Source organism: Actinoplanes siamensis (genome assembly GCF_016862395.1).
GTDB lineage: Bacteria > Actinomycetota > Actinomycetes > Mycobacteriales > Micromonosporaceae > Actinoplanes > Actinoplanes siamensis.
This window is the reverse complement of record NZ_BOMW01000047.1, coordinates 1-25,356: the sequence shown is the minus strand read 5'-3', so window position 1 is coordinate 25,356 and position 25,356 is coordinate 1. Positions and strand designations below refer to the sequence as shown.

The 25,356-nt window shown below is 70.7% G+C and carries 28 protein-coding genes, 1 tRNA gene and 2 pseudogenes; 13 read left to right on the top strand and 18 right to left on the bottom strand.

Annotated features, from left to right (window positions below):
- Positions 1-102 precede the first annotated feature (102 nt).
- From Asi03nite_RS24255 to Asi03nite_RS24240, 4 genes are all read right to left on the bottom strand, one after another.
- Positions 103-1,194 (bottom strand): DUF58 domain-containing protein, encoded by a 1,092-nt coding sequence (locus Asi03nite_RS24255; protein WP_239102890.1) that lies wholly within the window; start codon positions 1,192-1,194, stop codon positions 103-105.
- 158 nt (positions 1,195-1,352) lie between these two features.
- Positions 1,353-2,327, bottom strand: coding sequence for an AAA family ATPase (locus Asi03nite_RS24250; RefSeq protein WP_203682747.1), 975 nt, complete (start codon positions 2,325-2,327; stop codon positions 1,353-1,355).
- 10 nt (positions 2,328-2,337) lie between these two features.
- Positions 2,338-4,890 carry a fibronectin type III domain-containing protein gene (locus Asi03nite_RS24245; protein WP_203682746.1) on the bottom strand — a complete coding sequence of 851 codons (2,553 nt, stop codon included), beginning with the start codon at positions 4,888-4,890 and terminating at the stop codon, positions 2,338-2,340.
- A gap of 184 nt (positions 4,891-5,074) precedes the next feature.
- Positions 5,075-7,195 carry a tetratricopeptide repeat protein gene (locus Asi03nite_RS24240; protein WP_203682745.1) on the bottom strand — a complete coding sequence of 707 codons (2,121 nt, stop codon included), beginning with the start codon at positions 7,193-7,195 and terminating at the stop codon, positions 5,075-5,077.
- A gap of 199 nt (positions 7,196-7,394) precedes the next feature.
- On the opposite strand from Asi03nite_RS24240, the gene Asi03nite_RS24235 reads away from it, so the two are divergent.
- From Asi03nite_RS24235 to Asi03nite_RS24225, 3 genes are all read left to right on the top strand, one after another.
- Positions 7,395-7,477, top strand: a tRNA-Leu gene (locus Asi03nite_RS24235).
- A 91-nt stretch (positions 7,478-7,568) separates the two neighbouring features.
- Complete coding sequence (locus Asi03nite_RS24230; RefSeq protein ID WP_203682744.1) at positions 7,569-8,495, top strand: NAD(P)-binding domain-containing protein; 927 nt, start codon at positions 7,569-7,571, stop codon at positions 8,493-8,495.
- Positions 8,492-9,322, top strand: a complete 831-nt coding sequence (locus Asi03nite_RS24225) for a bile acid:sodium symporter family protein (RefSeq protein WP_203682743.1) — start codon at positions 8,492-8,494, stop codon at positions 9,320-9,322. Before Asi03nite_RS24230 ends, Asi03nite_RS24225 begins: the two co-directional genes overlap by 4 nt.
- 11 nt (positions 9,323-9,333) lie before the next feature.
- Here Asi03nite_RS24225 and Asi03nite_RS24220 read toward each other — a convergent pair whose 3' ends face one another.
- The 7 genes from Asi03nite_RS24220 to Asi03nite_RS24190 form a co-directional block, all read right to left on the bottom strand.
- On the bottom strand, positions 9,334-10,605 hold the full coding sequence (locus Asi03nite_RS24220) for an MFS transporter (RefSeq protein ID WP_239102885.1): 1,272 nt from the start codon (positions 10,603-10,605) through the stop codon (positions 9,334-9,336).
- 5 nt (positions 10,606-10,610) lie between these two features.
- Positions 10,611-12,023, bottom strand: coding sequence for an FAD-dependent oxidoreductase (locus Asi03nite_RS24215; protein WP_203682742.1), 1,413 nt, complete (start codon positions 12,021-12,023; stop codon positions 10,611-10,613).
- A 72-nt stretch (positions 12,024-12,095) separates the two neighbouring features.
- Entirely contained in the window at positions 12,096-12,599 is a 504-nt protein-coding gene (locus tag Asi03nite_RS24210; RefSeq protein WP_203682741.1) for a GNAT family N-acetyltransferase, read from the bottom strand.
- Positions 12,596-12,925, bottom strand: a complete 330-nt coding sequence (locus Asi03nite_RS24205; RefSeq protein ID WP_203682740.1) for an ArsR/SmtB family transcription factor — start codon at positions 12,923-12,925, stop codon at positions 12,596-12,598. Before Asi03nite_RS24205 ends, Asi03nite_RS24210 begins: the two co-directional genes overlap by 4 nt.
- Positions 12,926-12,940: 15 nt before the next feature.
- The gene (locus Asi03nite_RS24200; RefSeq protein WP_203682739.1) at positions 12,941-14,017 is read right to left on the bottom strand and encodes a M28 family peptidase; all 1,077 of its coding nucleotides are present in this window, start codon (positions 14,015-14,017) and stop codon (positions 12,941-12,943) included.
- A complete protein-coding gene (locus tag Asi03nite_RS24195) occupies positions 14,014-14,265 on the bottom strand; it encodes a hypothetical protein (RefSeq protein WP_203682738.1) in 252 nt (83 codons plus the stop codon). Before Asi03nite_RS24195 ends, Asi03nite_RS24200 begins: the two co-directional genes overlap by 4 nt.
- A 34-nt stretch (positions 14,266-14,299) precedes the next feature.
- Positions 14,300-14,446 carry a hypothetical protein gene (locus tag Asi03nite_RS24190; protein ID WP_203682737.1) on the bottom strand — a complete coding sequence of 49 codons (147 nt, stop codon included), beginning with the start codon at positions 14,444-14,446 and terminating at the stop codon, positions 14,300-14,302.
- A gap of 96 nt (positions 14,447-14,542) precedes the next feature.
- Here Asi03nite_RS24190 and Asi03nite_RS24185 point away from each other — a divergent pair, with 96 nt between their 5' ends.
- Positions 14,543-14,923: an ArsR/SmtB family transcription factor gene (locus Asi03nite_RS24185; RefSeq protein WP_203682736.1), complete on the top strand. Its 381-nt coding sequence runs from the start codon at positions 14,543-14,545 to the stop codon at positions 14,921-14,923.
- 38 nt (positions 14,924-14,961) lie between these two features.
- Positions 14,962-15,174: pseudogene (locus Asi03nite_RS24180) on the top strand (cation transporter); the annotation flags it as partial.
- Between the two features lie 87 nt (positions 15,175-15,261).
- On the opposite strand, the gene Asi03nite_RS24175 reads toward Asi03nite_RS24180, so the two are convergent.
- Genes Asi03nite_RS24175 through Asi03nite_RS24160 form a run of 4 tightly spaced genes read right to left on the bottom strand, consistent with a single transcriptional unit; the run spans position 15,262 to position 17,143 of the window.
- Positions 15,262-15,528, bottom strand: a complete 267-nt coding sequence (locus Asi03nite_RS24175; protein WP_203682779.1) for a hypothetical protein — start codon at positions 15,526-15,528, stop codon at positions 15,262-15,264.
- Positions 15,512-15,952: a MerR family transcriptional regulator gene (locus tag Asi03nite_RS24170; RefSeq protein WP_203682735.1), complete on the bottom strand. Its 441-nt coding sequence runs from the start codon at positions 15,950-15,952 to the stop codon at positions 15,512-15,514. Before Asi03nite_RS24170 ends, Asi03nite_RS24175 begins: the two co-directional genes overlap by 17 nt.
- Positions 15,949-16,281 (bottom strand): hypothetical protein, encoded by a 333-nt coding sequence (locus tag Asi03nite_RS24165; RefSeq protein WP_203682734.1) that lies wholly within the window; start codon positions 16,279-16,281, stop codon positions 15,949-15,951. The genes Asi03nite_RS24170 and Asi03nite_RS24165 overlap by 4 nt, the downstream gene beginning before the upstream one ends.
- A 55-nt stretch (positions 16,282-16,336) precedes the next feature.
- Complete coding sequence (locus Asi03nite_RS24160; protein WP_239102884.1) at positions 16,337-17,143, bottom strand: sulfite exporter TauE/SafE family protein; 807 nt, start codon at positions 17,141-17,143, stop codon at positions 16,337-16,339.
- Between the two features lie 106 nt (positions 17,144-17,249).
- Here Asi03nite_RS24160 and Asi03nite_RS24155 point away from each other — a divergent pair, with 106 nt between their 5' ends.
- The 8 genes and pseudogenes from Asi03nite_RS24155 to Asi03nite_RS24120 all read left to right on the top strand — a co-directional run bounded on the left by Asi03nite_RS24155 (position 17,250) and on the right by Asi03nite_RS24120 (position 22,940).
- Positions 17,250-17,939 carry an arsenate reductase/protein-tyrosine-phosphatase family protein gene (locus Asi03nite_RS24155; RefSeq protein ID WP_203682733.1) on the top strand — a complete coding sequence of 230 codons (690 nt, stop codon included), beginning with the start codon at positions 17,250-17,252 and terminating at the stop codon, positions 17,937-17,939.
- Positions 17,932-18,591 (top strand): arsenate reductase ArsC, encoded by a 660-nt coding sequence (locus tag Asi03nite_RS24150; RefSeq protein ID WP_203682732.1) that lies wholly within the window; start codon positions 17,932-17,934, stop codon positions 18,589-18,591. The genes Asi03nite_RS24155 and Asi03nite_RS24150 overlap by 8 nt, the downstream gene beginning before the upstream one ends.
- 60 nt (positions 18,592-18,651) lie before the next feature.
- The gene (locus Asi03nite_RS24145; protein ID WP_203682731.1) at positions 18,652-19,392 is read left to right on the top strand and encodes an aquaporin; all 741 of its coding nucleotides are present in this window, start codon (positions 18,652-18,654) and stop codon (positions 19,390-19,392) included.
- 49 nt (positions 19,393-19,441) lie between these two features.
- The gene (locus tag Asi03nite_RS24140) at positions 19,442-19,852 is read left to right on the top strand and encodes an arsenate reductase ArsC (protein WP_203682730.1); all 411 of its coding nucleotides are present in this window, start codon (positions 19,442-19,444) and stop codon (positions 19,850-19,852) included.
- Positions 19,852-20,811 (top strand): annotated as a pseudogene (trxB, locus tag Asi03nite_RS24135) (thioredoxin-disulfide reductase). The gene Asi03nite_RS24140 and the pseudogene trxB overlap by 1 nt, the downstream one beginning before the upstream one ends.
- A gap of 295 nt (positions 20,812-21,106) precedes the next feature.
- Positions 21,107-21,445 carry a helix-turn-helix domain-containing protein gene (locus tag Asi03nite_RS24130; protein ID WP_203682729.1) on the top strand — a complete coding sequence of 113 codons (339 nt, stop codon included), beginning with the start codon at positions 21,107-21,109 and terminating at the stop codon, positions 21,443-21,445.
- A 14-nt stretch (positions 21,446-21,459) separates the two neighbouring features.
- Positions 21,460-22,323, top strand: coding sequence for an ImmA/IrrE family metallo-endopeptidase (locus tag Asi03nite_RS24125; RefSeq protein ID WP_203682728.1), 864 nt, complete (start codon positions 21,460-21,462; stop codon positions 22,321-22,323).
- On the top strand, positions 22,320-22,940 hold the full coding sequence (locus Asi03nite_RS24120) for a PIN domain-containing protein (RefSeq protein WP_203682727.1): 621 nt from the start codon (positions 22,320-22,322) through the stop codon (positions 22,938-22,940). The genes Asi03nite_RS24125 and Asi03nite_RS24120 overlap by 4 nt, the downstream gene beginning before the upstream one ends.
- A 150-nt stretch (positions 22,941-23,090) precedes the next feature.
- Here the strand turns inward: Asi03nite_RS24120 and Asi03nite_RS24115 are convergent, their stop codons facing one another.
- The 3 genes from Asi03nite_RS24115 to Asi03nite_RS24105 form a co-directional block, all read right to left on the bottom strand.
- The gene (locus Asi03nite_RS24115; RefSeq protein WP_239102883.1) at positions 23,091-24,167 is read right to left on the bottom strand and encodes a tyrosine-type recombinase/integrase; all 1,077 of its coding nucleotides are present in this window, start codon (positions 24,165-24,167) and stop codon (positions 23,091-23,093) included.
- Entirely contained in the window at positions 24,164-24,451 is a 288-nt protein-coding gene (locus Asi03nite_RS24110) for an AbrB/MazE/SpoVT family DNA-binding domain-containing protein (RefSeq protein WP_203682726.1), read from the bottom strand. Before Asi03nite_RS24110 ends, Asi03nite_RS24115 begins: the two co-directional genes overlap by 4 nt.
- A gap of 160 nt (positions 24,452-24,611) precedes the next feature.
- On the bottom strand, positions 24,612-25,205 hold the full coding sequence (locus tag Asi03nite_RS24105; protein WP_203682725.1) for a hypothetical protein: 594 nt from the start codon (positions 25,203-25,205) through the stop codon (positions 24,612-24,614).
- Between the last annotated feature and the right edge of the window lie 151 nt (positions 25,206-25,356).

The following is a 25,356-nucleotide window of genomic DNA, read 5'->3' as shown; positions in this document are numbered from 1 at the left end:
ACCGCGCGCCTCCGGACGGCGTCACTCTTGCCCGCGGGTCTTCGGGAGGCGTCACCACCCGCGGGTCCATGGAAGGCGTCACCCGCGGGTCTTCGGGGGGTGTCACCATCCGCGCACCCCGTCCCAGGCGGCGGCGAACTCGGCGCCGTCTGCGGCCTCGATGACGATCAGGCGGTCGCCGGCCGGGACCGGAGCCGCGTCCCGGTCGCCGAAGAGCGCGGCCAGCACCACCGGGTACGTCCCGCGCAGCGAACTGACCGTGCCCAGGTCGGCGCGCCCGCCCGGCCCGGTCAGGAAGACCAGCGTGTCGCCGAGCCGCTGGGCCCGCAGCCGCCGCAGCGTCGCGTCCAGGTCGCCCGGCCGCGGCTGCACCTCGGTGAGCACGTCCAGGTAGGGGCCGACGGCCACGGTGGTGACCAGGTGCAGCCCGACCGGCAGATCCTCGCGGACGGCCGCCGCGACGATCGACGCGGCCGCCTCGCAGGCCGACTCGAACGCCTCCGGATCGGGGTAGGCCCCGGCACGGTCGTCGAGCAGCACCACGATCGTCGGTTCCGCGGTGTCCAGCTGCTCGCGGACCATCAACTCGCCGACCTTGGCGGAGCTGCGCCAGTGCACCCGCCGCAGCTCGTCGCCGAGCACGTATTCGCGCAGCGCGTCGAACGTGATCGTGCCCTGCGGCACCTTGTCGACGCGCCCGTCGAGGCTGCGGGCCATCCCGGCCGGCGTGGCACGGAGCAGGTGGATCCGCGGGTGCACCCAGACGTGGGCCACCTCGCCGTACGTCCGGCTCAGCGTGACCAGGCCGAGCGGGTCGCCGCGGGTGATCCGCAGCGGTCCGATCGGGACGATGCCGCGGCGCGTGGTCGGCACCGGGTAGGCGACGCTGGTGTCCATGCCGGGCCGCAGGCGCAGCAGCGGCACCGGGACGCTGCCGCCGCCGCACCTGTCGGTGGCGATCATGCTGGCCGCGCGCAGCCGGCTGGTGTTGCTGACGGTCAGTTCCATCCGCGCCGGTTCGCCGCGCGCCACCCGGTCGGGTTCGGCGACGCGGCGCACCCCGAGCCGCGGCCGCCAGTAGGCGAAGGCGAGCGCGCAGCCGGCCGCGCCCAGCGCGGCCGTGCCGAGCAGGGCCAGATCCGGGTAGCCGAACCCGAAGCCGGCGACGAGCAGGACCAGCGCCGCGCCCAGCAGCCCGACGCCACGAGCGGTGAGCGGAACCGCCGCCGCGACCCGCTCCCCGACGCCACGAGCGGTGAGCGGAACCGCCTCCGCGACCACCTTCCCGACGCCACGAGCGGTGAGCGGAACCGCCGCCGCGACCCGCTCCCCGGCGTCGCGCCCGCGAGTGGTCACGCGCCCGCCGGCAGCGGCACCGGCACCGAGGTGATGGCGTCGGCGAGCACCTCGGTCGCGGTGACGCCGCGCAGCTGGGCGTCGGCGGACAGCAGCACGCGATGCGCGAAGACCGGCTCGACCAGCGCTTTCAAATCCTCCGGGAGGACGTAGCCGCGGCCGTTGATCAGCGCGTAGGCGCACGCCGCGCGGGTCAGGGCGATCACGCCGCGGGGACTGACGCCGACCCGGACCTGCGGGTGGTTGCGGGTGGCGGCGGCCAGGCGCACCGCGTACGCGTACAGCGGGTCGGCCACGTGGACCTGCAGCGCCATCTTGACCATCTCGCCGACGGTGGTGGTGTCGGTGACCGGTTCCAGCGAGTCGGGCGAGCGGACCGCGGCGCCGCGCAGCACCTCGATCTCGACCTCCTCGTCGGGGTAGCCGACGGAGAGCTTGACCAGGAAGCGGTCCAGCTGGGCCTCGGGAAGCCGGTAGGTGCCGTCCATCTCGACCGGGTTCTGCGTGGCGACCACCAGGAACGGCTGCGGCACCGGGTGCGGCACGCCGTCCACCGTGACCCGGCGTTCCTCCATCACCTCGAGCAGCGCGGACTGGGTCTTCGGCGACGCCCGGTTGATCTCGTCGGCGATCACGATGTTGGCGAACACCGGACCGGGGTGGAACTCGAAGGCGCGGCTCGACTGGTTGAAGATCGTGACGCCGGAGACGTCCGACGGCAGCAGGTCGGGGGTGAACTGGATGCGCCGCCACTGCCCGCGGATCGACGCGGCCAGCGCCCGGGCCAGGGTGGTCTTGCCGACGCCGGGCACGTCCTCGAGCAGGACGTGCCCCTGCGCGAACAGCGCGGTCAGGGCGAGCCGGACGACCTCCGGCTTGCCCAGCACGATCGAGCCGATCCGCTCGGCGAGCTGCCCGGCGACCTGGGCGAAGCCGGAGACGTACGACGGGGGCAGCGGTTCGGGGCTCACGGGTTCCTCATCAGCAGGGCGGCAGGTTGTCCAGGTCGTCGCCACCGTCCAGATTCAGCCAGGCCCAGGGGATGTAGGTCTTCCCCTTGTAGTCGATCTGGATCCACCAGGTGCTCTGTTTCTGGTTGTTGTAGACGTAGGAGTCGACGTTCTCGCCGGTCTTCTTGCAGTACGCCTTCAGGCGGGTGCCGTTCTCCACCCAGCCGGCCTGCTGGTCGTTGTCCTGCCGGGTGACCTTGAAGATCTCGTTGCCGTTGCGGCCCGGCACATCCTCGTCGCAATATGTCCGCTGGTCGCCGCTGTCACCGTTGATGCAGGTCGCGGTGCCGTAGAGGTCCGCGGTGGACTTGGTGCTCTGCTTGGTGACCGTGCCGGCCGCGTTCTTCGCCGTCACCTTGAACGTGTAGCTGGTGCCCGGTTTGAGCTTGGTGGCCTTGAGGCTGCTGCAGCTGCCGCTCGACCCGGTGCCCCCGGTGACCGCCAGCGAGCAGGTGGCCGTGCCGCCGCCGGCGTTCACGCTGAGGCCCACGGTCGCGCTGTTGAAGGTGGTGGTCGTGCCGGTGATGGTGACCGTCGGCGCGGCCACCGTGCGGGCGGTCGCCGTCGCCGGCTCGCTCTCCCCGCCCTCGTTCACCGCGACGACCTGGACCTGCACGTTCTGGCCGGCGCCGAAGCCGTTCAGCGTGGCGTCGGTGCCGTCCGCGACGTCGACGCTCTTCTCGCCGGCCCGCACCACGTACCTGCTGATGGCGCGGCCGTTGTCGGCGGGCGGGGACCAGGTGACCCGGATGGCGCCGGCCTGGTCGGCGACCGTGGTGGCGTTCAGGTCCGCCGGCCTGGCCGGCTTGGTGAACGGCACCACGCTGTTGCTCACGCCGGACGCCTTCGAGCCGGCGCCGCGCTCGTTCACCGAGACGACGGTGAACGCGTACTGCTTGCCGTAGTCGAGCTGGCCGGCCGCGATGCTCATCGACGGCTCCTCGGCGTCGCCGACCGGGGACGTGCCGCCCTCGGTCACCGCGGTCACCGTGTACCGCTCGATGGCCAGGCCCTGCCCGTTCGCCGCGGGCCAGGTGACCGTCACCGAACCGTCCGCCCTGGCCTCGGCGACCGGCGTGCCCGGCGGGTCGGGGACCTCGGAGGTCGGCTTGACCGGGTTGCTGGCCCGGTCCGGGCCGGCGCCCCTGGCGTTCACCGCGTGCACCCGGAAAATGTAGGTCTCGCCGTTGGTCAGGCCGGTGACCAGCAGGGAGCGCTGGTCGGCGCCGACGTCGACGGTCCTGCCGCCGCCGGTCACCACGTACTTCGTGATGGCCGCGCCGTTGTCCGGCGCCGCCTGCCAGGTGACCCGGGCCTCGGCGTTGCCGGCCGCGGCGCGCACGTTGCGCGGGGCGCCCGGCTTGGTGATCGCCGGCTTCGCCGGCTTCTTCTTCTTCGGCGGGGCCGGTGGCGTCTTCACCTTCGGCGGGTCGCCGCCGAGCACGTCGTCGGCGTACTTGTCGACCGGGCGGACACCGTGCTGGTTGTCCACCACCTGCGCGACCGGGGAGCCGGGCGCGTTGATGAACAGGTAGCTCTCCCGGACGTCGAGCTCCAGCGAGCCCCCGGGACTCCGGAAGGTGATCGGCTTCTGCTCCTGGCCACCCTGGTCGAAGACGTGCACCGTGCCGCCGTCGGTGTCGGCGACGTAGTAGAAGCCCTCCCAGCTCACCGCGGGCTGCAGCGACGACGCGGCGCCGGGCACGGTGAACCTGGCCTTGACGGCGCCCTGCGGGTCGACGCCGATCACCTGGCGCGTCTGCGGCACGGTGACCGCGACGGTGCTGCCGTCGGTGTGCTCGGGCAGGGTGCCCGGCCCGGTGAGCGGCAGCGTGGCCCGCGAGGTGGGGGTGTCACCGAGCCGGACCAGCTCGTTGGTCGTGCGGTCGAGGACCGCGACACCGTCGTCCAGAGTGGTCAGCTGGAAGTCGTGGCTGGCGCCGCCGACCGGCTCGGTGCGCAGGATCCGCGGCTCGCCGGTAGTCCCGCCGTCCTTCGCCGGAGCGGGCGCGATCGCGGTGACGGTGCCCTCGCCGGGCGCCACGATCCAGAGCCGGCCCTTGCCGTCGAACCGGCCGCCGGTGATGCCCGGCGGAAGGCTGATCGGCTGCCCGACCGCCTGCAGGCTGGCCGGGTCGACCTGCTGGACCTTGCCCTGCACCGAGTCCACGACGAACGCCGAGCCGTCGTGCAGCGCGACGCTCACGCCGAGACCCGGGGACATCTGCTGGTTCCAGAAGGTCTGCAGGTCGGTGAGATCCATCGAACCGATCGCGCCGGTGTTGACGTCGCGCAGGATGACGAACCGGTCGCTCTGGCTGACCTCCAGCCCGTGCCCGCGGGCCTGGCCCACGTCGACCCGGGTGTCGATCTTCGCCGTCACGCCGTTGACCCGGGAGACCTCACCCTTGGCCCGGCTCCACACCCAGGAGGCCGCGTCGAAACTGGCCACGGCCTCGTCCGCCGTGCCGAGCCCGAACACGGTCAGGCCGAGACCACCGGCGAGCGCCAGCACCGTTCCCATCGTGACGAGATATCCACGACCTGGTAACCGACGCTTGCGAGCGCCTGCCGGCGCTGCGTCTGTGCTGCTCACTGCGGTTGTCCCCCCGTTAGCAGAGCTTGGCGTGTCAAGGACGCAGGCCATCATAGGGGGATCGCGGCGGGCGTCGATACCCACCGTTCCCGCCTGTGGACAGCCAGCTAGATCACTTCTTGCCCCGGTCGGTGCAGACCTGTGGAGAGGTGGCGAACTTGTCGGTCGCGTAGACGGCGACGACGGCGAAGCAGTAGTCGAGTGCCGGGCTGAGCCCTTCGATGCGCCGGGAGGTCTGTCCAGGACCCACGGTGCTGACCGGTTTCAACTGCTCTCCGGGATGCGCCATGGTGACCATGAAGCTCACTGTGGAGCCGGACGGGTCGGTCCAGGTCACGTCGATCTTGCTACCCAGATCGGACAGCTTGACGTCCCCGGGCGGGGATCCGGCGAGTGTCGGGGCGCCGGGCGGGTCGTCGCCCTCGTCACCCTTGCGGCTTCCCTGCGCGAGGCTGAAGACCAACGCCGCTACCGCGACGATCGCGGCGAGGGTCGCGGCGATCACGGCGAAGAGGGCCATGCCGCGTTTTTTATTGCCTTTGTACGACCGGTCAGCGGCGCTCGTGGGGATCGGGTCCGGTAGCGGATCCGCCGCCGGCCCCGGGCCGCCCTGCCAGGTCCCGTCCGTTCCCTGGTGGTAGACGCCCTGGTGGACGGTGGGCTGGTGGTAGACGCCGGGTTGGGCGGTCGGCTGGTAGGGGGCGGCACGGGACGCGGACCGCACCGGTGCCAGCGGCTCGGGGGCCGGGTGTGGCGGCGGCTCTGGACTCGGCTGCTGGCGCAGCCGTGGTTGCCGGCGCTGCTCCGGCTCCGGCCGCGTCCACCGATCCAGCTGCGGCCGCGGATCCGGTAACGGCTCCGGCTCTTCGGGCCAGCTGTTGAAATCGGACCACGGGGTGAACGGCTTCGGCTCCGCGGGGGCTTCCCGGTCCACTGTCGGCAGAGTCGTGGTGGCTTCGTCGGCCAGCGGCGGCGTGACCGATTCTGGTCGTGGCGTGGCCGCCGGCCGTACCGGCGGATCCAGATGAGCCGGCGGCTGCTCGCCCGGGATGACCTCAGGGGCGGTTCCGGGCTCCGTCCGGCGGAGCGGCATGACGACCGGGTCGGGGCGCTGGACGACCACGGCGTCATTGGCACCGTGGTAGAGCGGTCGGGCGGCCTCGGCGCCCGGTGTTCCGAAGACTCCCGGCTTGAGCTGCTGGAACGGGTTCTCGGCGGGTTCTCTGGTGATCCTCGGGGCGGGGCCCCACGGGGACTCCGGGGGGAATGTGTCCTTCGTCTCTCGTTCGGGCTCCGCGTCCGTCACGTCGCGGCGCGTTCCTGTTTCAGGGCGCGTTCCGAGCTCACCTTCGGGTTGATTCCCGGGCCGGCTCGGCGGGGACGGAAACGGGCCGGTCGGCAGCGGGTTCGCCGGCTCGCGCGACGGCAGCTTCAGCGCGCTCGGCGGCGGGAGCAGGCCGAACGGCCGCGGCGGCGCGGGCTGGGCATCCGGTTCTCCCCGGCGCGGGCCGGGGATCGGCGGCGGCGTGGGCTGGGCATCCGGTTCCGCCCGGCGTTGCCCGGGGTTTGGCGGCGGCGTGGGCTGGGCGTCTGATTCCGGCTGGCGCGGCTCGGGGACCGGCGGCGGCGCGGGAGGCCGGCGGGGCTCTCCCGACCAGGGATTACCTTGGGGCCGGAAGTCGGGTTCCCGCGGCTGCGGCAGCGCCGGCCACAACACCGTCGGGTGATTGTCGGGCGGCAGATCCGGCATCGCCGGTGCGCTGCGCGGCGCCTGGGGGCCGGGCTCCGCCCGTACCGCCGGATCGGAATCCTGCCCCAGATAAGCCTGCGCCCGGGTGACCGCCCAGTGCCCCGCCCCGAGCATCATCGGTCCGAAATCGGCCACCCTGCCGAACGCGGCCCGCGCCTCTTCCCGCTCCCCCAGTTCCTCCGCGACCACCCCGAGGTCGTAGGAGATCTGCAGCATCAGCGGATCATCGTCGCCAAGCCCGAACCGCCCCGCCTGGTACGCCGCCTGGAGCACCCGCCGGGCCGCCGCCGCATCCCCGGCCTGGCGACGCACCGAGGCCAGCTCCCGCTGCGTCGCCAGCACATCCGGATCATCCTGGCTCAGCGTTGCCTGACCGATTTCGATTGCACGTTCCAGCACCTCGGCCGCCCCCGCCGGATCACCAGCGGCAACCAGCGAGTGCGCGCGTTCCAGGGCCGGAGTCAACGGGGAGGGGTGGGACACCCCGCCATGCTGCCCGCTACTCCTCCGCAAAACCAGGCCGAATCCCCTTCTGCCCCACCATGCCCGCAATGTCCGCTCACCCACCCCTACTGCGGGCGGCTCCGGGGACCGTGTACTGTTCTCACCTGTGCGGCCGACGAGGCAGCCGAAACCCCCGGCAAACAGCGGGGAAACGGATGCCGCTAAGCTGTATGGGCAAGTCCGGGTGGCGGAATGGCAGACGCGCTAGCTTGAGGTGCTAGTGCCCGCAAGGGCATGGGGGTTCAAGTCCCCCTCCGGACACGTTAAACCCCATGCAGGTTATTCACGTTCTACGTGGAGCCTGGTGGGGTTTTCTGCTGTCTGCCTATTGCCCACCGGGGCCGTCACCGGCATGACCCGCAGGCTGCGGGGCCGCGGCTCCGCGAACGGCAACGCCAGCTGCACCGGCCCCCGCGGTATCGCCACCGGAGTACCGGCGGTGGGTTGCTCACCGGCAGCCGGGATCGCAAACTCCGGCGCCTCCACCGCGGCGGGCTCGATCGAGCGGGTCACCGCCGGGAACGGCGCTTTCACGATCTCGGTGGCGGACGGCTCGGTGGTGCGGGCACCGGTGGTGGTGGCGGCAAGCGGCGGATTCGGCACCCCGATGTGGCCGGCGTTGCCGGGCTTGGACTCGTTCAGTGGCAGGGTGCTGCACGCGGCGCAGTACCGGAATACCGACGGGTTCGCCGGTGAGCGGGTGGTGGTGGTCGGTGGCGGTAACTCGGCGGCGCAGGTCGCGGTGGAACTCGCGCAGGTGGCGGCGGTGAGTCTCACGACGCGGGGGCCGCTGCGCTTCCAGGCACAGCGGATCTTGGGCCGGGACTTCCATTGGTGGCTGGCCCGGACCGGTCTCGACACCTCGCGGTGGGGTCCGCGGCTGGTGACGGGTACGGTGCCGGTGATCGACGACGGCCGGTACCGGGCGGCGATCCGTGTCGGGCGCCCGGATCATCGACCGTTGTTCATACGGCTCGAGGGTGACCGGGTGGTGTGGGCCGATGGCATGGCCGAGCAGGTCGACGTTGTCTTGCTGGCGACCGGTTACCGCCCGGATCTGCCGTATCTGGCCGGTACGGGAGCCCTCGATGAGGATGGTGTCCCGGTGCATGCGGGCGGGCTGTCGACGTCGGTCGCGGGGCTGGGGTTCGTGGGGTTGGAGCGGCAGCGCAGCTTCGCCTCGGCCACGCTGCGGGGAGTCGGCCGGGACGCCGCCCACGTGCTCGATGGGCTGCTGCAGCGTTCGGGCCGGCACGCGGTGCGGCGGGTGGCGCGGTGAGCACGGTCGTGGTCGCGGTGCTGTTGGTCGCGTCGATGCTGGCGGTCGGTACGGCCGCGACAGTGGACGATTTTCGTGGTCTCGCGGCCCGGCGCGGCCTCGTGGTGATCGCGGTTGCCGCCAATGTGATCGTGTTGCCGGGGCTGGCCGTCGTGCTGGTGACGGTTGCAAGTCTGCGGCCGGAGGTTTCCCTGGGGGTGCTGCTGGCGGCTGCCGCACCCGGTGGTGGCACAGAGGCGCTGTTGACGTTGCATGCCCGCGGGGATCTGGCGGTCAGTGCCGGCCTGCAGGTGGTTCTCGCTCCGGTCGGGTTGCTCTGTGTCCCGGTGTGGGCGGCGGTGGCGGGTCAGGGTGTGGTTCCGTCCGGCGCTGCCGGGGTGCTGGTGGTGGGTGGTGGTCTGCTCGGACAGGTGGTGCCACTGGCCGTGGGGATGTGGCTGCGCCGGACGAGGCCCGGCGCCGCGGCTCGGCTGCACGGGTGGGCGCGGCGGGTGGCGGACGTGCTCCTCGCCGGTCTCGTCCTGTATTTCGTGATCACGGGGGTGGGTCGGTTGCCGCAGGTGGGATGGGCCGGTGTCGCCGTGATCGCCGTGCTGGTGGGCGCCAGCCTGACGCCGGCCGTTGTGCCCGGGCTGGGTGCTGCCGCGCAGCGGCGGGCGGTCGCGATGACGACCGGGGTGCGGAATCTGACGCTGGGGTTGTTCTTCGCGGCCGCGGCCTCGCCGACGGTCACGCTGACACTGCTGGCGTACGGCCTGCTCATGTATGGGTTTTGTGTTCCGGTGGCGTGGGCGCTGGCCCGGACCCGCCCAGTGCCGGTGCCGTAAGCGCCGGGTGGTCAGGCACGCCCGGCCGCGGCCTCCGCAACGGTTTGCGCCTCGGTGGGTCGTGGATCGTCGGCGCGGGTGAGGATGCTGCCGCCGGCGATCAGGCAGGCGGTGCCGATGGCGGCCACCGCGATCAGGTAGCCGCCGGTGCTGGTGAGCAGGCCGGCGGCGGCAAGCGGGGCGCAGGCTTTGGCGAGGGTGACGAACGTGGCGAGGGTGCCGGCGATGCTGGCGTAGGCGGTGGTGCCGTAGCGGTCGGCGAGCAGTTGCGGGGTGGCGAGGCTGGAGATGCCGAAGCCGAGCCCGAACGCGGTCACGGCGAGGATCGCCCCGGGGCGGGTGCCGGCGAGCAGGGGCAGGCTGAACGCGGCGACGGCTTGCAGGGCGAAGATGGCGGCGACGAGGCGGTGCAGCCGGATACGGCGTCCGGTGGCGGTGAGCAGGAGCCGGCCGGTGACGGAGAGGACACCGAGCAGCCCGGCGATAGTGGCGGCGAAGGTGGCCGGGTGGCCGCGGCTGGTGAGGTAGCCGACGAGGTGGACGGTCATGGTGGTCATCGCGGCGGCGTGGGCGACGAACGCGGCGGCCAGCCACCAGAACCGGCTATCCCGTACCGCGGCGAGAATCAGGATCCGGCGGTACGCGGAGGTGCTGTGGCGCGACGCGCGTGGGGCTGATGGTGGGCGGCGGACGACGAGCGCGTGCAGCGGGACCGCGACGCTCGCATAGAAGGCGGCGAGCAGCATCAGGGTGATGCGCCAGCCGTTCCGGTCATTGAGCCAGCCGGTCAGCGGCATGAAGACAGTGCTGGCAAATCCGGCAACGACGATCATGCCGAGGATCGCGCGGGGGCGGCGGCCGGCGTCGAACCAGGAGACGAGTACGGCGGTGGCGGGTTCGTAGAGGGCCATCGCCATGGCCACGCCGAGTCCGGCGAAGACCGGGTACAGCTGCCACACTGCCTGGACCTGGGACCAGGCGATGAGCATGCCGGCGCCGAGGACGCTGCCGGCGGTCATCAGGGCGCGGCCGCCGTGCCGGTCGAGCAGACGTCCGACCGGCATCGCCATGGCCGCCTGGACGAGGATCGCCGTGGTGAGCGCTCCGGTCACCGCCGCCGGGGTGGTGTGCAGGCTGGCGGCGATCGGGTGTAGCAGGACGGCGAACGAGTAGTAGAGGGTCCCGTACCCGATGGTCTGGGTGATGGCGAAGGTGGCGACGAGCCACCAGCCGTAGAACACCCGCCGGCCACCTCGGGTGGCCGGCGGGTCGATGCTGTTCACCGGGGTCAGCAGCAGGAGCCGGGCTGTCCCTCGGCCGGCTCCTGCTCGAGGGTGATCAGGTTCAGCGGTGCGGTGAGCAGGCCGCCGGAGATGCCGGTGGCGAGCCCGCGCCCGGGCGGTTCCGCAACGGCGGCGGGGGTGCCGCAGCAGCCGCCTGCCGTGGCGGTCTCCTGCGCGTCAAGCAGGTCGGTGCTGCAGACGCCGGTCTCGGGCAGGTCCAACTGCACGTCCCGGGCGGCCTCCCAGTCGCCGGCCAGAGCCGCGACGACGGAGCGGGCCTGTTCGTAGCCGGTGGCCAGCAGGAACGTCGGCGCCCGCCCGTAGCTCTTGACGCCGATCGCGTAGTAGCCCGGCTCGGGGTGGCCCAGTTCGTCGGCGCCGTGCGGCGGGACGGTGCCGCAGGAGTGCTCGTTCGGGTCGATCAGCGGGGCCAGGGCCCGGGTGGAGCCGAGGACCGGGTCCAGGTCGAGCCGCAACTCTCCGGTGATCGTGTGGTCCGGGCGGAAGCCGGTCGCCGACACGATCCGGTCGGCGGTGACGGAGCGTTCGCCGTCGGAGACCGTCACGGTGTCCCCGCTCGTGGTGACGGTCTGGACGGAGAAGCCGGACAGCAGCGTGATGGTGCCGTTCTCGACGTGCTCGCGCAGCCGGGAACCGAGCGCACCACGGGCGGGCAGGGCGTCGGCCGCCTCACCGCCGTACGTGCGGGCCGGGCCGCTCGCGCGGATCGCCCACGTCACGGTGGTGCCGGGCGCTTGCTCAGCGAGTTCGGCTAGCGCGAGAAGGGTGTTTGCGGCGGAGTGACCGGCGCCGACAACCAGCGTGTGACGCGCGGCGAAGCGGTCCCGGTCGCCGGCCAGGACGTCCGGAAGGGCGGACTCGAGGAACCGGGCTGCCGCGGTCTCGCCGTGCGCGGGGATGCCGGAGGCGCCGAGCACATTCGGGGTGCTCCAGGTGCCAGAGGCGTCGATCACGGCCTGGGCGAGGACGTCCTGGCCATCGGCAAGGCGCACCAGGAACGGGGTCTGCTCCCGGCCGGCGCTGCGGACCCGGTCCAGACCGAGCCGCGTCACCGCCACGACCCGTGATTCGTAGCGGACGTGCGGCTTCAGGGTGGGCAGGTCGGCGAGCGGCTGGAGATAGTCGGCGGCGAGCTCGGCGCCGGTGGGCAGCCAGTCGTCGTCGGGCCGCACCCACCCGGCGGCGGCCAGCAGCCGGGCGGCGGCCGCGTCGATGTTGTACCGCCATGGGGAGAACAGCCGCACGTGCCCCCACGCTCGTACCGCGGCGGCCGGGTTGTCGCCTGATTCCAGGACGAGGAACGGCAGGCCGCGTTCGGTGAGCTGGGCGGCGGCGGCTAGGCCGACGGGTCCGGCGCCGATGACCACGACGGGCAGTTCGGGGAAGTTGCTGGTCACGGGAGAACTCCTTGCTGAAATGTGGTCACGGTGACCGTGTGCGGTGCCGGCTTCGTGGCCGGTCAGGGGTGGTCAGAGGTGTGGGCTGCGGCGTTCGATGAAGACGACGTCGCGCCAGCGGTTGCCTTGCGCGGCGTGCCGGCCGATGCGTTCGCGGATGCCGACGACGCGGAATCCGCAGGTGGTGTGGAGGTTGAGGCTGGCGGTGTTCTCGGGGAAAACTCCGGATTGGATCGTCCAGATCCCGGCCGACTCCGTCGAGGCGATCAGCGCCCGGAGCAGGGCCCGTCCGACGCCGAGGCCCTGCGTGGCAGGGTCGACGTAGACGGAGTGCTCGACGACGCCGGCATAGACGGCGCGAGCGGAGACCGGTGAGACGGCGACCCAGCCAAGCACCGTGTCCGTGTCGTCGACGGCGACGAACCGGTGGTCGGATAGCTTCGCCGCGTCGAAGGCCTCCCATTGTGGTGCAGCGGGTTCGAAGCTGGCGTTGCCGCTGTCGATGCCGGCCTGGAAGATCGCCAGAACGGCTTTGGCGTCGCCGGCTCGCATCGGTCGTACGGTCACGGGGTTCATTCGCAGCCTCCGGTCGCCCGCGGGGCGGGTCTGCCCATCACGACGTCGGCGGCGGACGGGAAGCAGTCGATGCAGCGGGTGTTGATCCGGTAGTAGCGGGCGTTGCCGACCGGCTCCACGAGCACGAACCGGACCTCGGTGAGGATCTTCAGGTGCTGCGAGACGGTGGATTGGGCCAGTCCGACCGCGGCGACGATCTCGCCCACCGGCATCGGCCGGTTCTGGCGGGCCAGGTACTCGACGATCTGCACCCGGGACGGGTCGGCCAGGGCACGGAACCAGGAGGCGTACTGCTGCGCCACGTCGCGATCGAGGAGTTCGGCCATCCGCCATCACACTCATCATCGTTTATCGCCGATCGACGATAAAAGCGTAGCCGGTGCGGTGGCGGCGAGCCAGGCGGTCGCCACGACCAGCCGGGCTATCGCGGTCAGGGTGGCGGTTTCGACGCGGTCGGTAGTGTCGGCCGGGCTGTGGTAGCCGGCCATGCCGGCGCCGATCCCGACGGCAGCCAGTCCGGCGGCGGCGTAGCGGCGGTTGTCGGAGGCGACCGGCCCGGCGGCCAGCAGCGCCACCTGCAGCCCGACGCCTTCCGGCAGGACCGGGGCGAGCAGCCGGGCGGCTTCGCAGACGACGGCGACGCCGCTGCCGTTGTCCGCCGCCGCCGGTTGACGCAGCCCGGGATGGTCGCCGACGCCGTCGTAGTGGGCGGTGAGCAGCAGGTTCAGTCCGTCGGGCGAAGCCTGCCGGTAGCGGGCATGCAGGTTGGTGGCGGTGACCTCGGTGCGGCGGATCGGGGCGGCCGCGGTTAGCAACTCGTCGTGGTCGGCGCGGCGCGCGGCGGCGGTCATCCGCTGATGCAGGCCGGTCTCCATGGACAGCACCGGCAGCGGGCCCGGATCGGGGCCGGCCAGCATCGTGTAGTGCCAGCCGTCGGCGTCCACGCCGCGGGCCAGCAGCAGCCCGGCCGCACCGTCGGCGTGACCGTAGGCATCGAACAGGCTGGTGCCGGGCGCGACGAGCAGCCACCGGCCGGCCGGGTCGCCGTAACCGGCGACCGCGAGCGGAGCCCGCAGCGGCCGGGCATGATCGGCGGAGGCGAGATGCACGGCGATGTCGCGGCCGAACACCAGCGGCACCGTCTGTCCGTCGTGCTGCCACAACGGCGTCGGCGGCGCGTAAACCTGCGGCACGTTGCCGACGGTGAACCCCTTCTGGGTGACCGTGGCTCCGGTCGCGGTCAGCAGTTCCGTGAGCCAGGCGCGGGCGGCCGCGCCGCCGGGGCTGCCGACGCGGCGGCCGGTGAACGCCTTGCCGGCCAGGGCAGTCACCGTGGCCGCCATTCGCTCGCCCGAGACTCGCTCGAGCAGGGCGTCCAGGCCGGCCAGCGGGCCGGCCTGGATCGGCGGGCTGGTCATCCGCAGCAGCCTTGTCCGGAGGCGACTGCTTCCTGCTTGGCGGCCGTGCCGCAGCAGGAGCCTGCCTGCTGGGCTTCGGCGGTGCTGCCGCAGCACGGGGCGCTGGTCTCGGCGTCCGGGGCGGGAAGGGTGAGGCTGCCCTGGGGCGGGTTGCCGCAGCAGCCGCCGGTACCGGCCACGGTGAGGGCGGCGGCAGGGTCACCGGTGAAGCCGCCCGTGGCCGGGGTCGTGCTGGTGGTGTCGCTCATCGTCGGGCTCCTTCGTGGTTGCGGGGCTGGTTGGTCAGCGGGGCAGGCCGAGCGGCTGCCACCGGGCATGGGCGCGTTCGTAGTGGCGCTCGGCGCGCTGGGCGGCGGTGGCGACTTCGGCGCAGCCGTCGCAGAAGCGGACACTCTCGGTGACGCGGGCACGGCGGGTGAAACGGAACATGGTGAACCCCTCAAACTCGTCTCGACACCTGTCGAATTCGATGTTTCTCGAAACAGAGATTTTGCACACGGCTTAGATGGATGTCAACCTAGACTCATGTCGAAATCAGCCGGGTCGCTCACCCTCACCGACCTCAACGCCGAGACGCCGTGCTGCCCGCCCCTGGCACAGCAGCGCGTTCCCGCAGACACGGCCGCCCTGCTGGCGCCGGCGTTCAAGGCGCTCGGAGACCCGGTCCGGCTGCAGCTGATGTCGATGATCGCGTCCGCGCCCGGCGGAGAAGCCTGCGTGTGCGACCTGACCCCGGCATTCGAGCTGTCCGGACCGACGATCTCGCATCACCTGAAGACACTGCGCGAAGCCGGCCTGGTCGACGCCGAACGGCGCGGCTCATGGGTGTACTACCGGGCCCGACCCGGCATCATGCGCCAACTCGCCACACTACTCACGATGGAAGCCGCCTCGACGCAGGCATAAACAGGATCCGCTGCGGCCCCTTCGCCATCTATACAGGTTTGTCCTACGCGCAGCGTCACGCCGGCCGGGAACTCGGCTCCCGCACCGCCGTGGCCGACTCGAAGCAGACCCTGCTGTGCACCTACCTGCCCGCCGTCCTGCTCGCCGGCCTACTACTGAACAGCCTGTTCGGCTGGTCGTGGGCGGATCCGGCCGCCGCGCTGGTCATCGCCGTGGTCGCGGTCAAGGAAGGGCGCGAGGCCTGGCACGGCGGGCCCGTCCCTGGCCATGCCTCAGATCAGCGAGCCGGCAGTACGGTCACGCCCTGCACCGCGTCCCTGCGGCGCCGAAGCTGGCGATCACGAGGTGCTGCAGGCGCAGGTCCCGCCCGCGCAGCCGGTGCGATGGCGCCGGCGGCTGGTCCACCACCATGCGGCTGCGGCCAGGGTGGTGAGCCCGATGGCGATACCGGGCAGCCAGGCCGCGGCGGCAGCCCAGCCCGTACCGGAAAGCACGCCGGCGGCCACCAGTGCCGGCATCAGGCAGCACGCGGCGCAGGCGGCCCCGGCAAGGCCGGTCAAACCTGATGGGAGCAGGCCGCGGACGCGGTCACCGAGGGTCGGCATCGGGGGCTCCTACGGCGATCGTGGCGAACGGGATCGGGCAGCACGGCTGCCCGGCGCAGGCGACCAGGTCGTCGCAGCCTGCGTCGACGGCGGCGCGCAGGGTTCCGGCGATGACCTGAAGGTCGTCGATCTTCTGCTGCACCTCGGCCAGTTTGGCCTGTGCCCGGGCACGTAGCCCGGTGTCCGTGGAACTGTGGCGGTGCCCGCCTGCTTCGAGCAGGTCGGCAACCTCGTCGAGGGTGAATCCGAGCCGCTGCGCCGCCTTGATGACCCGCAGCACGGTGACCGTCTCGGCCGGATACAGCCGATGCCCGCCGAGAGTGCGATCCGGCTCGGCCAGCAGCCCGCGGCGCTCGTAGTAGCGCAGCGTCTGCAAGTTCACGCCGGCCGCGGCGGCGACCTGGCTGCTACGCAACCCGCTCACTGCCGCATCCCGGCGGCAGCCCGTACGGCGAGAGCCTCGAGAGCCCCGGCGTGCGCCGGCGGAACCTCGACGTCCAGGCACAGAGTTCCACCGTCAGCAGCGAAAGAAAACGAGAAGAAGGAGCAGCACGCTGTCTCCCGGGCGGTCAGGTCTCGGGCGACGGCCTCGGCGGCCGGGTCGAGGTGCCAGCGCAACCGGGTCACCGACAGACGCTGCTGACGCCGCAGCGCCGTGGTGAACAGGTCGTCGAACTCGGCCACCCGCAGCGGCCGGTCGACGCTCGGCAGGGTGCAGGCCTCGGGTGCCCAGGCCAGGTCATCGATGGTCATGCGATGACGGTAAGCCTGTACGTGGGTACCGGATGCAAGCCCGAATGCCGGGCGCTCAGGTCAGCGTCTGGACCAGGTACAGCACCGCCAAGCCTGTTGCCAGCACGCCCAGCAGCATCCGAAGGGCCTGTTCCGGCAGGCGCGGTTGCAGGCGGGCGCCCAGGTAGCCACCGATCAGCCCGCCGAGCCCGCACAGCAACCCGAGCGCCCAGTGTGGGGCGATGTCCCCGCTGGTGGTCAGCGCAATCATCCCGTAAGTGGCCGCACCGGCGATCGAGGTGACGAAGGTCGACGCCAGCGCCGCCGGTGCGACCTGTGTCATCGGAACACCCCTGCCGGCCAGGATCGGCCCGAGGATGCTGCCGCCACCGATCCCGTAGATCCCACCGACGCTGCCGACCAGGACTCCGAGCGCGAGGATCGTGTGCCGCGACAGCGGCGGCCGGTCCACCACGGTCCCGCGTAGCGCCCGTACACACAGCCACACCCCGAGCGGCAGCAACACCGCCGCGACCACCAGCCGGAAGACCCTCGGTCCCGGGATGGCGAACACCCGGATGAACGCGCCCAGCACAACGCCGGGCAGCGTGCCGGCCAACAGCAGCCGGGTCAACGCGCCGCCGAGCTGACCGTTGCGGCGGTAGCGCAGCAGAGCGCCCGGCCCGGCGACAACGTTGAACAGCAGATTGGTCGGCGTGACCGCCGGGCTGGGCACGTGAAGAACGCTGAGCTGCACCGGCAGCAGGAACACCGCCCCCGAAACCCCGACGGGCGCCGTGACCACGGAGATCAGCAGGCCGGCAGCGAACCCCAGGAGCCCGGCTTCCCAGGTCACCGCGTGCAGATCGGCGAGAACAGGCACGGCACGGTCGACACCGTAGCGGCAGATTGTTGCGTGATCCCCGAGCCGCCCCGTTCATCCGCTGTTCGCTTGCCAAACCTGAAATACATCAGCAATCATTGAGTCAATGAACGCTGAAGCTTTGTCGCTGGGGGCGCGGGCCCGGGTGCACGCCGCCCTCGGCGACCCCGCACGCCTCGCCATCGTCGACGCGCTCATCCTCGGCGACGCCTCCCCCGGCGAGATCGCCGCCGACCTCGACATGCCCACCAACCTCGTCGCCCACCACGTCAAGGTCCTGCAAGAAGCAGGCCTTCTCGCGCGGACCCGTTCCGAGGGCGACCGCCGCCGCACCTACCTGCGCCTGATCCCCGGTGTGCTGTCCTCGCTCACCGCGCCACGGCTCGACACCGCGGACCGGGTCGTGTTCGTCTGCACCCACAACTCCGCCCGATCGCAGCTCGCCGCCGCCCTATGGCGCGACCGGGTCGGCGGCCAGGTCGCCTCCGCCGGCACACTGCCCGCCCAGCGAGTGCACCCCCGCGCGGTCCGGGTCGCCCACCAGCACGGCCTCGCCCTCGATCCGACCGGCACCCACCACGTCGACGACGTCGTCGGTGACGGCGACCTGATCATCGCCGTCTGCGACAACGCCCACGAAGACCTCACCGGCGAAATCCGGCCCCGCCTGCACTGGTCCGTGCCCGACCCCGCCCGCGTCGACACCGACGAAGCATTCGAGGCCGCCTACACCGACCTGGCCGACCGCATCGACCGGATCGCCCCCGTCATCGACACCGGAGTCGACCATGGCTGACCTCGTCCACCCCGACATCCCCGACCTGTCCATCGACCAGGACCTCGCGCTGCGCACCGCCGCTACCCGACTCGCAAGCGAATTCGCGAGTATCTACGGCCCGGAGACCATCGAGCGGTTCCTGCACACCAGCTACGAGCAGTTCGCCACCGCCCACACCGTGCCGAACTACTTGCCGCTGCTGGCCGAACGCTTCGCCCGCCAGCGCCTGCAAATACTGGCCCGCGTCGAAGGCCACCACCGCGACGGCAAACCGGTCGTGCTGTTCCTGTGCACCCACAACGCCGGCCGCTCACAGATGGCCCTCGGCTTCTTCACCACCCTCGCCGGCGACCACGCGGTCGCCTGGTCCGGCGGCTCCGAACCCGGTACCACGATCAACCCGGCCGCGATCACCGCCATGACCGAACGCGGCATCGACATCACCGGCGAATACCCGAAACCGTGGACCGACGAGATCGTCCGCGCCGCCGACGTGGTCATCACCATGGGCTGCGGCGACGCCTGCCCGGTCTTCCCCGGCACCCGGTATGAGAACTGGGACGTGGACGACCCCGCCGACCTCACCGTCGAGCAGGTCCGCCCGATCCGCGACGACCTCGAACGCCGCGTGCACCGCCTGCTCGACCAGCTCGCCATCCCGGCCCGCTGACCCGGTCACCGCACCCAGCACCAACCCACCGTCACCGACACGACCCGGAGTCACGTCTTCATGCCCCAAATCACCCTGTGGCGGCGACTGCTCGCCGAGTTCCTCGGCACCGCGCTGCTGGTCACCGCCGTCGTCGGCTCCGGCATCATGGCCACCACCCTCTCCCCGAACGATGTAGGCCTGCAGCTGCTGGAGAACTCGGTCGCGACCGCGTTCGCCCTCGGCGCGCTCATCCTGACGTTCGGGCCGGTCTCCGGCGCCCACTTCAACCCGGTCGTCTCGGCCGCCGACTGGTTCCTCGGCCGCCGCGCCGGCACCGGCCTGACAATCAAGGACCTCTGCGGGTACGCCGTCGCGCAGACCATCGGAGCGATCGCCGGCTCAATCCTGGCGAACCTGATGTTCGACCTCGCCCCGGTCACCTTCTCGACAAAGGAACGCGCCGCCGGCAACCTGTGGCTCGGCGAGATCGTCGCCGTCACCGGCCTGCTCCTGCTGATCTTCGCCCTCGGCCGGTCCGGCCGCGCCTCCGTCGCCCCGGCCGCGGTCGGCGCCTACATCGGCGCCGCCTACTGGTTCACCAGCAGCACCAGCTTCGCGAACCCGGCCGTCACCATCGGCCGCGCCTTCACCGACACCTTCGCCGGCATCGCCCCCGGCTCGGTGCCCGGCTTCGTCATCGCACAGCTCGCCGGCTTGATCATCGGCGTCGGCCTGCTCCTCGCCCTCTACCCCACCGTTGGTGAGACCGCGGACAAGGTCGTCGTGGAGCACCCGGCCGACGAGCCTCGCACCGCCTGACCCTGTCACATCCCACCTGTCACCAGCCCTTCGAAGGAAGACCGAACTCATGAGCGACGCCAAGCCCACCGTCCTGTTCGTCTGCGTCCACAACGCCGGCCGCTCCCAGATGGCCGCCGGCTGGCTGCGCCACCTCGCCGGCGACCAGGTCGAAGTCCGCTCCGCTGGCTCCGCCCCCGCCGAAACCATCAACCCCGCCGCTGTCGAGGCAATGAAGGAGGTCGGCATCGACATCACCGACCAGACCCCGACCAAGCTCACCTTCGAAGGCGCCCAGGAATCCGACGTCATCATCACCATGGGCTGCGGCGACGCCTGCCCCGTCTTCCCCGGCAAACGCTACGAGGACTGGAAACTCGAAGACCCCGCCGGTAAGGGCGTCGACGCGGTCCGGCCGATCCGTGACGAGATTAAGGCCCGCATCGGGGTGCTGCTCGCCGATCTGCTCCCGGCCGCCTGATGGAGTCGATTCGCGATCTGATCATCATCGGTTCCGGGCCGTCCGGCTACACGGCGGCACTCTACGCCGCCCGTGCCAACCTCAAGCCTCTGGTGATCGAGGGTGTGCAGTCCGGTGGTTCGCTGATGACGACCACCGAGGTGGAGAACTTCCCCGGCTTCCGCGACGGCGTCATGGGTCCCGAGCTGATGGACAACATGCGGGCCCAGGCCGAGAAGTTCGGCGCGGAGTTCCTGACCGACGACGTCAGCCGCGTCGAGCTCACCGACAAGCCGACCGAGGCCGGCACCGAGGGCCTCAAGACGGTCTGGGTCGGCGAGCAGTAGTTCTTCGCCCGCGCCGTGATCCTGTCGACCGGCTCCGCGTGGCGCCCGATCGGCGTCCCCGGCGAGCAGGAGCTGCTCGGCCACGGCGTCTCGTCCTGCGCCACCTGTGACGGGTTCTTCTTCCGCGGCCAGCACATCGTGGTGGTCGGCGGCGGCGACTCGGCGATGGAGGAGGCCACGTTCCTCACCCGGTTAGCCGAGTCCGTGACCATCGTGCACCGCCGGGACACGTTCCGGGCCAGCAAGGTCATGCAGAAGCGGGCGCTCGACAATGAGAAGATCAAGGTCGAGTGGAACTCGGTGGTCGAGGAGATCCTCGGAGCCGACGGCAAGGTCGTCGGTGTCCGGCTCCGCAACCTGGTCTCGGGCGAGACCAAGGTGCTCGACGTGACCGGCGTGTTCGTGGCGATCGGCCACGACCCGCGCAGTGAGCTGTTCAAGGGCCAGATCGAGCTGGACGACGAGGGCTACGTCAAGGTCGACGCGCCCAGCACCCGGACCAACGTCCCCGGCGTGTTCGCCGCGGGTGACCTGGTCGACCACACGTACCGGCAGGCCATCACCGCCGCCGGCACCGGCTGCGCGGCGGCGTTGGACGCCGAACGCTTCATCGCCTCATTCCTCAAAAACTGATCAGCAAGGGCCGGCCGGGGAAGCCCTTCCCTGTCCGGCTCCAGGTCACCCGGCGCTGGCGTGGCGCCAGACCTTGCTCGAGGAGAGCATCAACAGCACCGCGACAAACAGAACCAGCACCGCTTCGGGGCGACGCCGAGCAGCAGATCACGACGAGATCCTGCTAACAGATCCTGCGGCGAGCACTGCGGTCTGCCGGGCGTGGCGGCACAGTGGCAGCGATGGCGTCAGCTTGATGGATCACGTAGACTGAATCACGGGAAGCGATCGTGATTCAGTCCGGGGGTAAGGAGTCATGACCAGCATCAACATCGGCTCGCTGATAGAGAAAGCACGGGTGACCGCAGGATTCAGCCAGCGAGCACTCGCCGACGCCACCGGCATCTCACAACCCACGCTGTCGCGGATCATCTCCGGTGATCGCGTGGCGAAACTGCCAGAGATCGTGGCGATCTCCTGGGCAACCGGCTTCACCGTTGCCCAACTCACCGGCATCAGCACGGTGGCTGATCGGGTCCAGTGCGCGGCCCGAGCCACCAACGGCTCCGGCATGCAGGACATGCGTGACGCGCTCCTGCACTTCCTCGAACTCGACGACTACCTGGACGAGCAGGCCATCCCGGCCACGATCTGACGGCGGTTAGAACCGTGAACGCAGAGGTAGAAGGACGCGCCGCTGCCGAAAAGTTCCGGCAGGACCACAGGCTCGGACAGCAGCCGCTGGGTGACCTGGTGGCTTTGATCGAACAGTCGGCCAAGGTCGACGTGGCCGTTCTCGACGTAGGACCCGATGAACACGGCCTGACGATGTGCGACCCACAGCGCGGAACCGTGTTCATCGGCGTCGCACGGACCCGGCACCCGATGCGGCAACGAAGCACCCTCGCGCATGAGCTCGCCCACGTCGTCTTCGGCGACTGGGCCGACAACACCGGCGGCGACTGGAGCACACCCTCACCCACAGAGAGCCGAGCAAACGCCTTCGCCCGGCACCTGCTACTGCCCGTCAAAGGGCTGAAGACGTTCGTCGCCGACGTCGCCGAGACCAATCTGGCAACGCTGTCGGCCATCGTCCAACGCTTCCTGGTCTCGCCACAGATCGCCGCCATCGCGCTTGAACAGGCGGGACGCATCAACGCCGACACCAAACGCGAGTGGATGTCCGCGACCGCCCCCCAACTCGCCGTGCGTTTCGGCTGGAGCGACCAATACCACGCGCTGCAGGCCGACTCAGACCAACGGCGCGCACCACAGCGGCTGCTTGCCCGCGCTATTCAGGGCTACGCCGAAGGGGTGATCTCCGTACAGGCGATCGCGACCCTGCGCGGCATCACGCCCGAGCAGGCCACCACCGAACTACGCGAAGCCGGCATCTCCCCCGCGCAGCATCCGGTCCCCTGGACGGATCCCGGTGAGCTTCCCGAGGTACGGGTCGATCTCGATGCCCTGGATGACGCGCTCAACGCCATGGACGAATCCCTCGAGACGGCAACGGAGCCGAATGCGAGATGACGCAGCGACCCATCATCGACGCCGGCCCCGGCCTGAACTTCCTCTCGATCAATCAGGAACGTCTGCTCATCGCCATGCTGGGCCAACTCAGCGCGCCGGCCTCAGTGGAGGCCGAGGTCCTCCGCAAAGCCGATCAGGATCTTCGATTCCGCCCAGCGGCGGCAATCTGGAAGAAACTCACCCCGACCTGGATCCAAATCCTGTCCGACGACTTCACACCCGAGCTCGCGCAGGTCGTCCACCGGATCACCCAGCAGCCCATGGCCGAGCGCCTGAAACGGTCCAAGGACCTGGGCGAGACGATGGTGATCGCCCACGCCGTGGTCGCCGCAGAAGCAGGTGCGGACGTCATCGTCCTGATCGACGACGGCCTCGGCACAGAAACCGCCACCCGCGAGATCCGGCGACTGACCCGCATGCGTCACAACGACAGCACGATCGGATCGATCAGACTGGCAAGCACGCTGACCGTCCTGGAAAAGGCCGTGGGCACGCGATACATCCCGGACAAAGCCAAGATGCGCGACATCTACCAACGCCTCCGCAGCCTCGACGACGGGCTCCCTCCGATTGACAAGACCACGCTGCTGACCACGACCCGCTGGAAGGACAAATAGGCCCTTCACCCACGCCGGCCAGGCCGGATGCGGATTCAAATAGCCGCCGCGCGAAGGACAGCAGCCGTCGGTGGTTGAGATCGCCGAGGATGTGCTTCAGTAGTCGGTCTGGCGGCGGGACGGCGTCCCGTCGCCAGACCTCATACCTGGTTAGTCGTACTCACCGACCAACGCATCGCTGGCAATGGTGCGCACCGCCAGTGTGTCGGGCAGCGCCAGCGGGTGCGGTTCCCCGGTCAGCCCGGCCAGCGCGGTGGCGACTTCCTGCAGCGTCGCCTTCACGTACCGGGCGGTGGTGCCGGCATCGCTCGGCGTTTCGGCGTGGCCAGCGTAGGCGAGAGCGACGGCGTACCCATAGACGCGTTCGACCCAGGTAAGGGTCGTGTGCCGTAGCCAGTGCGCGGAGATCATCTGGGTTCTGGCCCAGGGCAGGAGTTCGCCGACGCGGGTGAACAGGTAGTCGTAGCGGCGTCGGCCGACGGGTTTGCCGTTGCGATACCGCAGCAGCGTCCCGCTTTGCGGGGAGCCGCGTTCCTGGGCGTGCTGTCGTAGGAACGTCATCAGGGTCGGGGAGATCGGCTGCCACCGGAACGTCTCGCCTTTCTCCCGCAGCAGCACCAGGCACTGTTCGACGTCGAGGTCCATCGGCCGTAGCCCGAGCAGGCCGCCGCGGCGGCAGGCCGTCTCGATGTGGAACCGCAGGATCAGCGTGTCGAGCTCCGGGTCGTTGCCGGACGTGCCCGCCGTCGCAGTCAACTCGGCAAGCCGGCCGTGGGCCAGCGCCGAACGGGTGGAGGCGTGCCGGGCCGGTTTCGGGACCTTGCGGGCTGGGTTGTCGCTCTCGCCGATGTAACCGTCGGCGACCGCTCTCTTGTAGAAGCAGCGCATGGCGGAGATGAAATGCTCGGCGGCGCTGCGGCCGCCGCGGTTGTTACGCCGTCGCAGCGCGTTGGCTTGGATTTCGCGCATCGCGACTTCGATCTCGGACGGGATCACCTCGTCGATGTGCCGGTCGGCCCAGCGTTCGACGGCTTTGGCCCAGTAGGTGCCATACATGCGCTGGGAGCCGGGCGCGACCGCCGCGGCCACGATCGGCACATACTCGGCGAACGTCGGCGTCGACCTTCCCGGCACCGCGGTGTTGAGCAGATCCGCGGGCGTGATGCCCATCTGCTGCAACAACGTACGCGCCGCCTGCACCACCTCCGGCTTCGCCGCGGCGCTCACAGCTGCCCACCGAGCGCGGCGGTGTGAACGGCCAGGGTCAGCTGGCCCAGCAGGGCGGGCGGATGCACGATCAGCCGCTGCCGGCCCGGCAGTGCGGCCAGCACCACCCGCTGCGTACCGTCGAGCCGGCAGGCTCGGCGCACTCGCATCGGGAGCAGGACGTGACAGCGTTCATCCAAGGTGCGGCAGCCCGCCTCGTCGGCGGCGACCACGATCAGCCCTTCACGGATCGTGAACTCCACATGCAAGCCAGGCGTCCAGCCCAGGATGTCCACGGTGCTCATGCACCGCTATGACACAGAAAGAGGTTTTACGTGCTCGGTGCGGCATTTGGGGGGCCATGTCCCCCTCCGGACACAGATCAACGATCTATGAAGGTACAGGTCAGGCCCGGTCTCTCGACCGGGCCTGATGCCGTTTAGGGAACTGGTAGGGGAATCGACTCTAGGAGTCGCGTACCGCGATCCCGTCGAGGTACCCGTCCGAGTACCCCTCTCGCTGCCCGATGATCCGACCGGCCACCTGCCCCTCCCAGGCGGCCGCCGCTACGTCCTCGCGCCACACTCGATCGACGACGTAGACGATGAACGGAACCCAGGCGGCGAGCGCTGTCCACACCAGCCCGTACAGCGGCCCCTCGTAGCCCAGCTCGCCGGTTTCGAGCAGCACCCACATGACGCCCGCGACGGCCGTTGCGGCGATCTGCGTCCACGCCGCCTGCCGGCGGTTGATCCGCCACCGGGCCGGCTTGCGGTGCCGGCCCGGGGTGACGCGCTCGCGGGCAATCTCCACTGCCGTCTGCGCAATCCTCCGGGTGTCCTCCCCTACCACTTCGGGGGGCATCGGACCGGCGTGCTCGGGGCGGGCGAGGACCACCACGACGCCCTGGAGCATCTCCCGCAGGGCTTCACCCCAGTTCCCCCAGATGACGCGCGGCGGAAGTGGCCGGGTGCAGTGCGCCATGGCGTGTCGAACATCGTCGTCTGCGTCCGTGTCACTGGCGCCGGGGGGCACGAAGACGACGGCTGGTTGGGTCACGATGATCTCCCCTCTGATCAAACGCGTGGGGTGGTGGAGCTGGTGCTACCCCTGCGCTTTCCCGACCCGGGACTGTGAGAGATCCACTCAACCGCATGTAACACCGTGCGCACATGGCCGTAACAGGCTGCGAGTTTCGACGCCCGTCTAA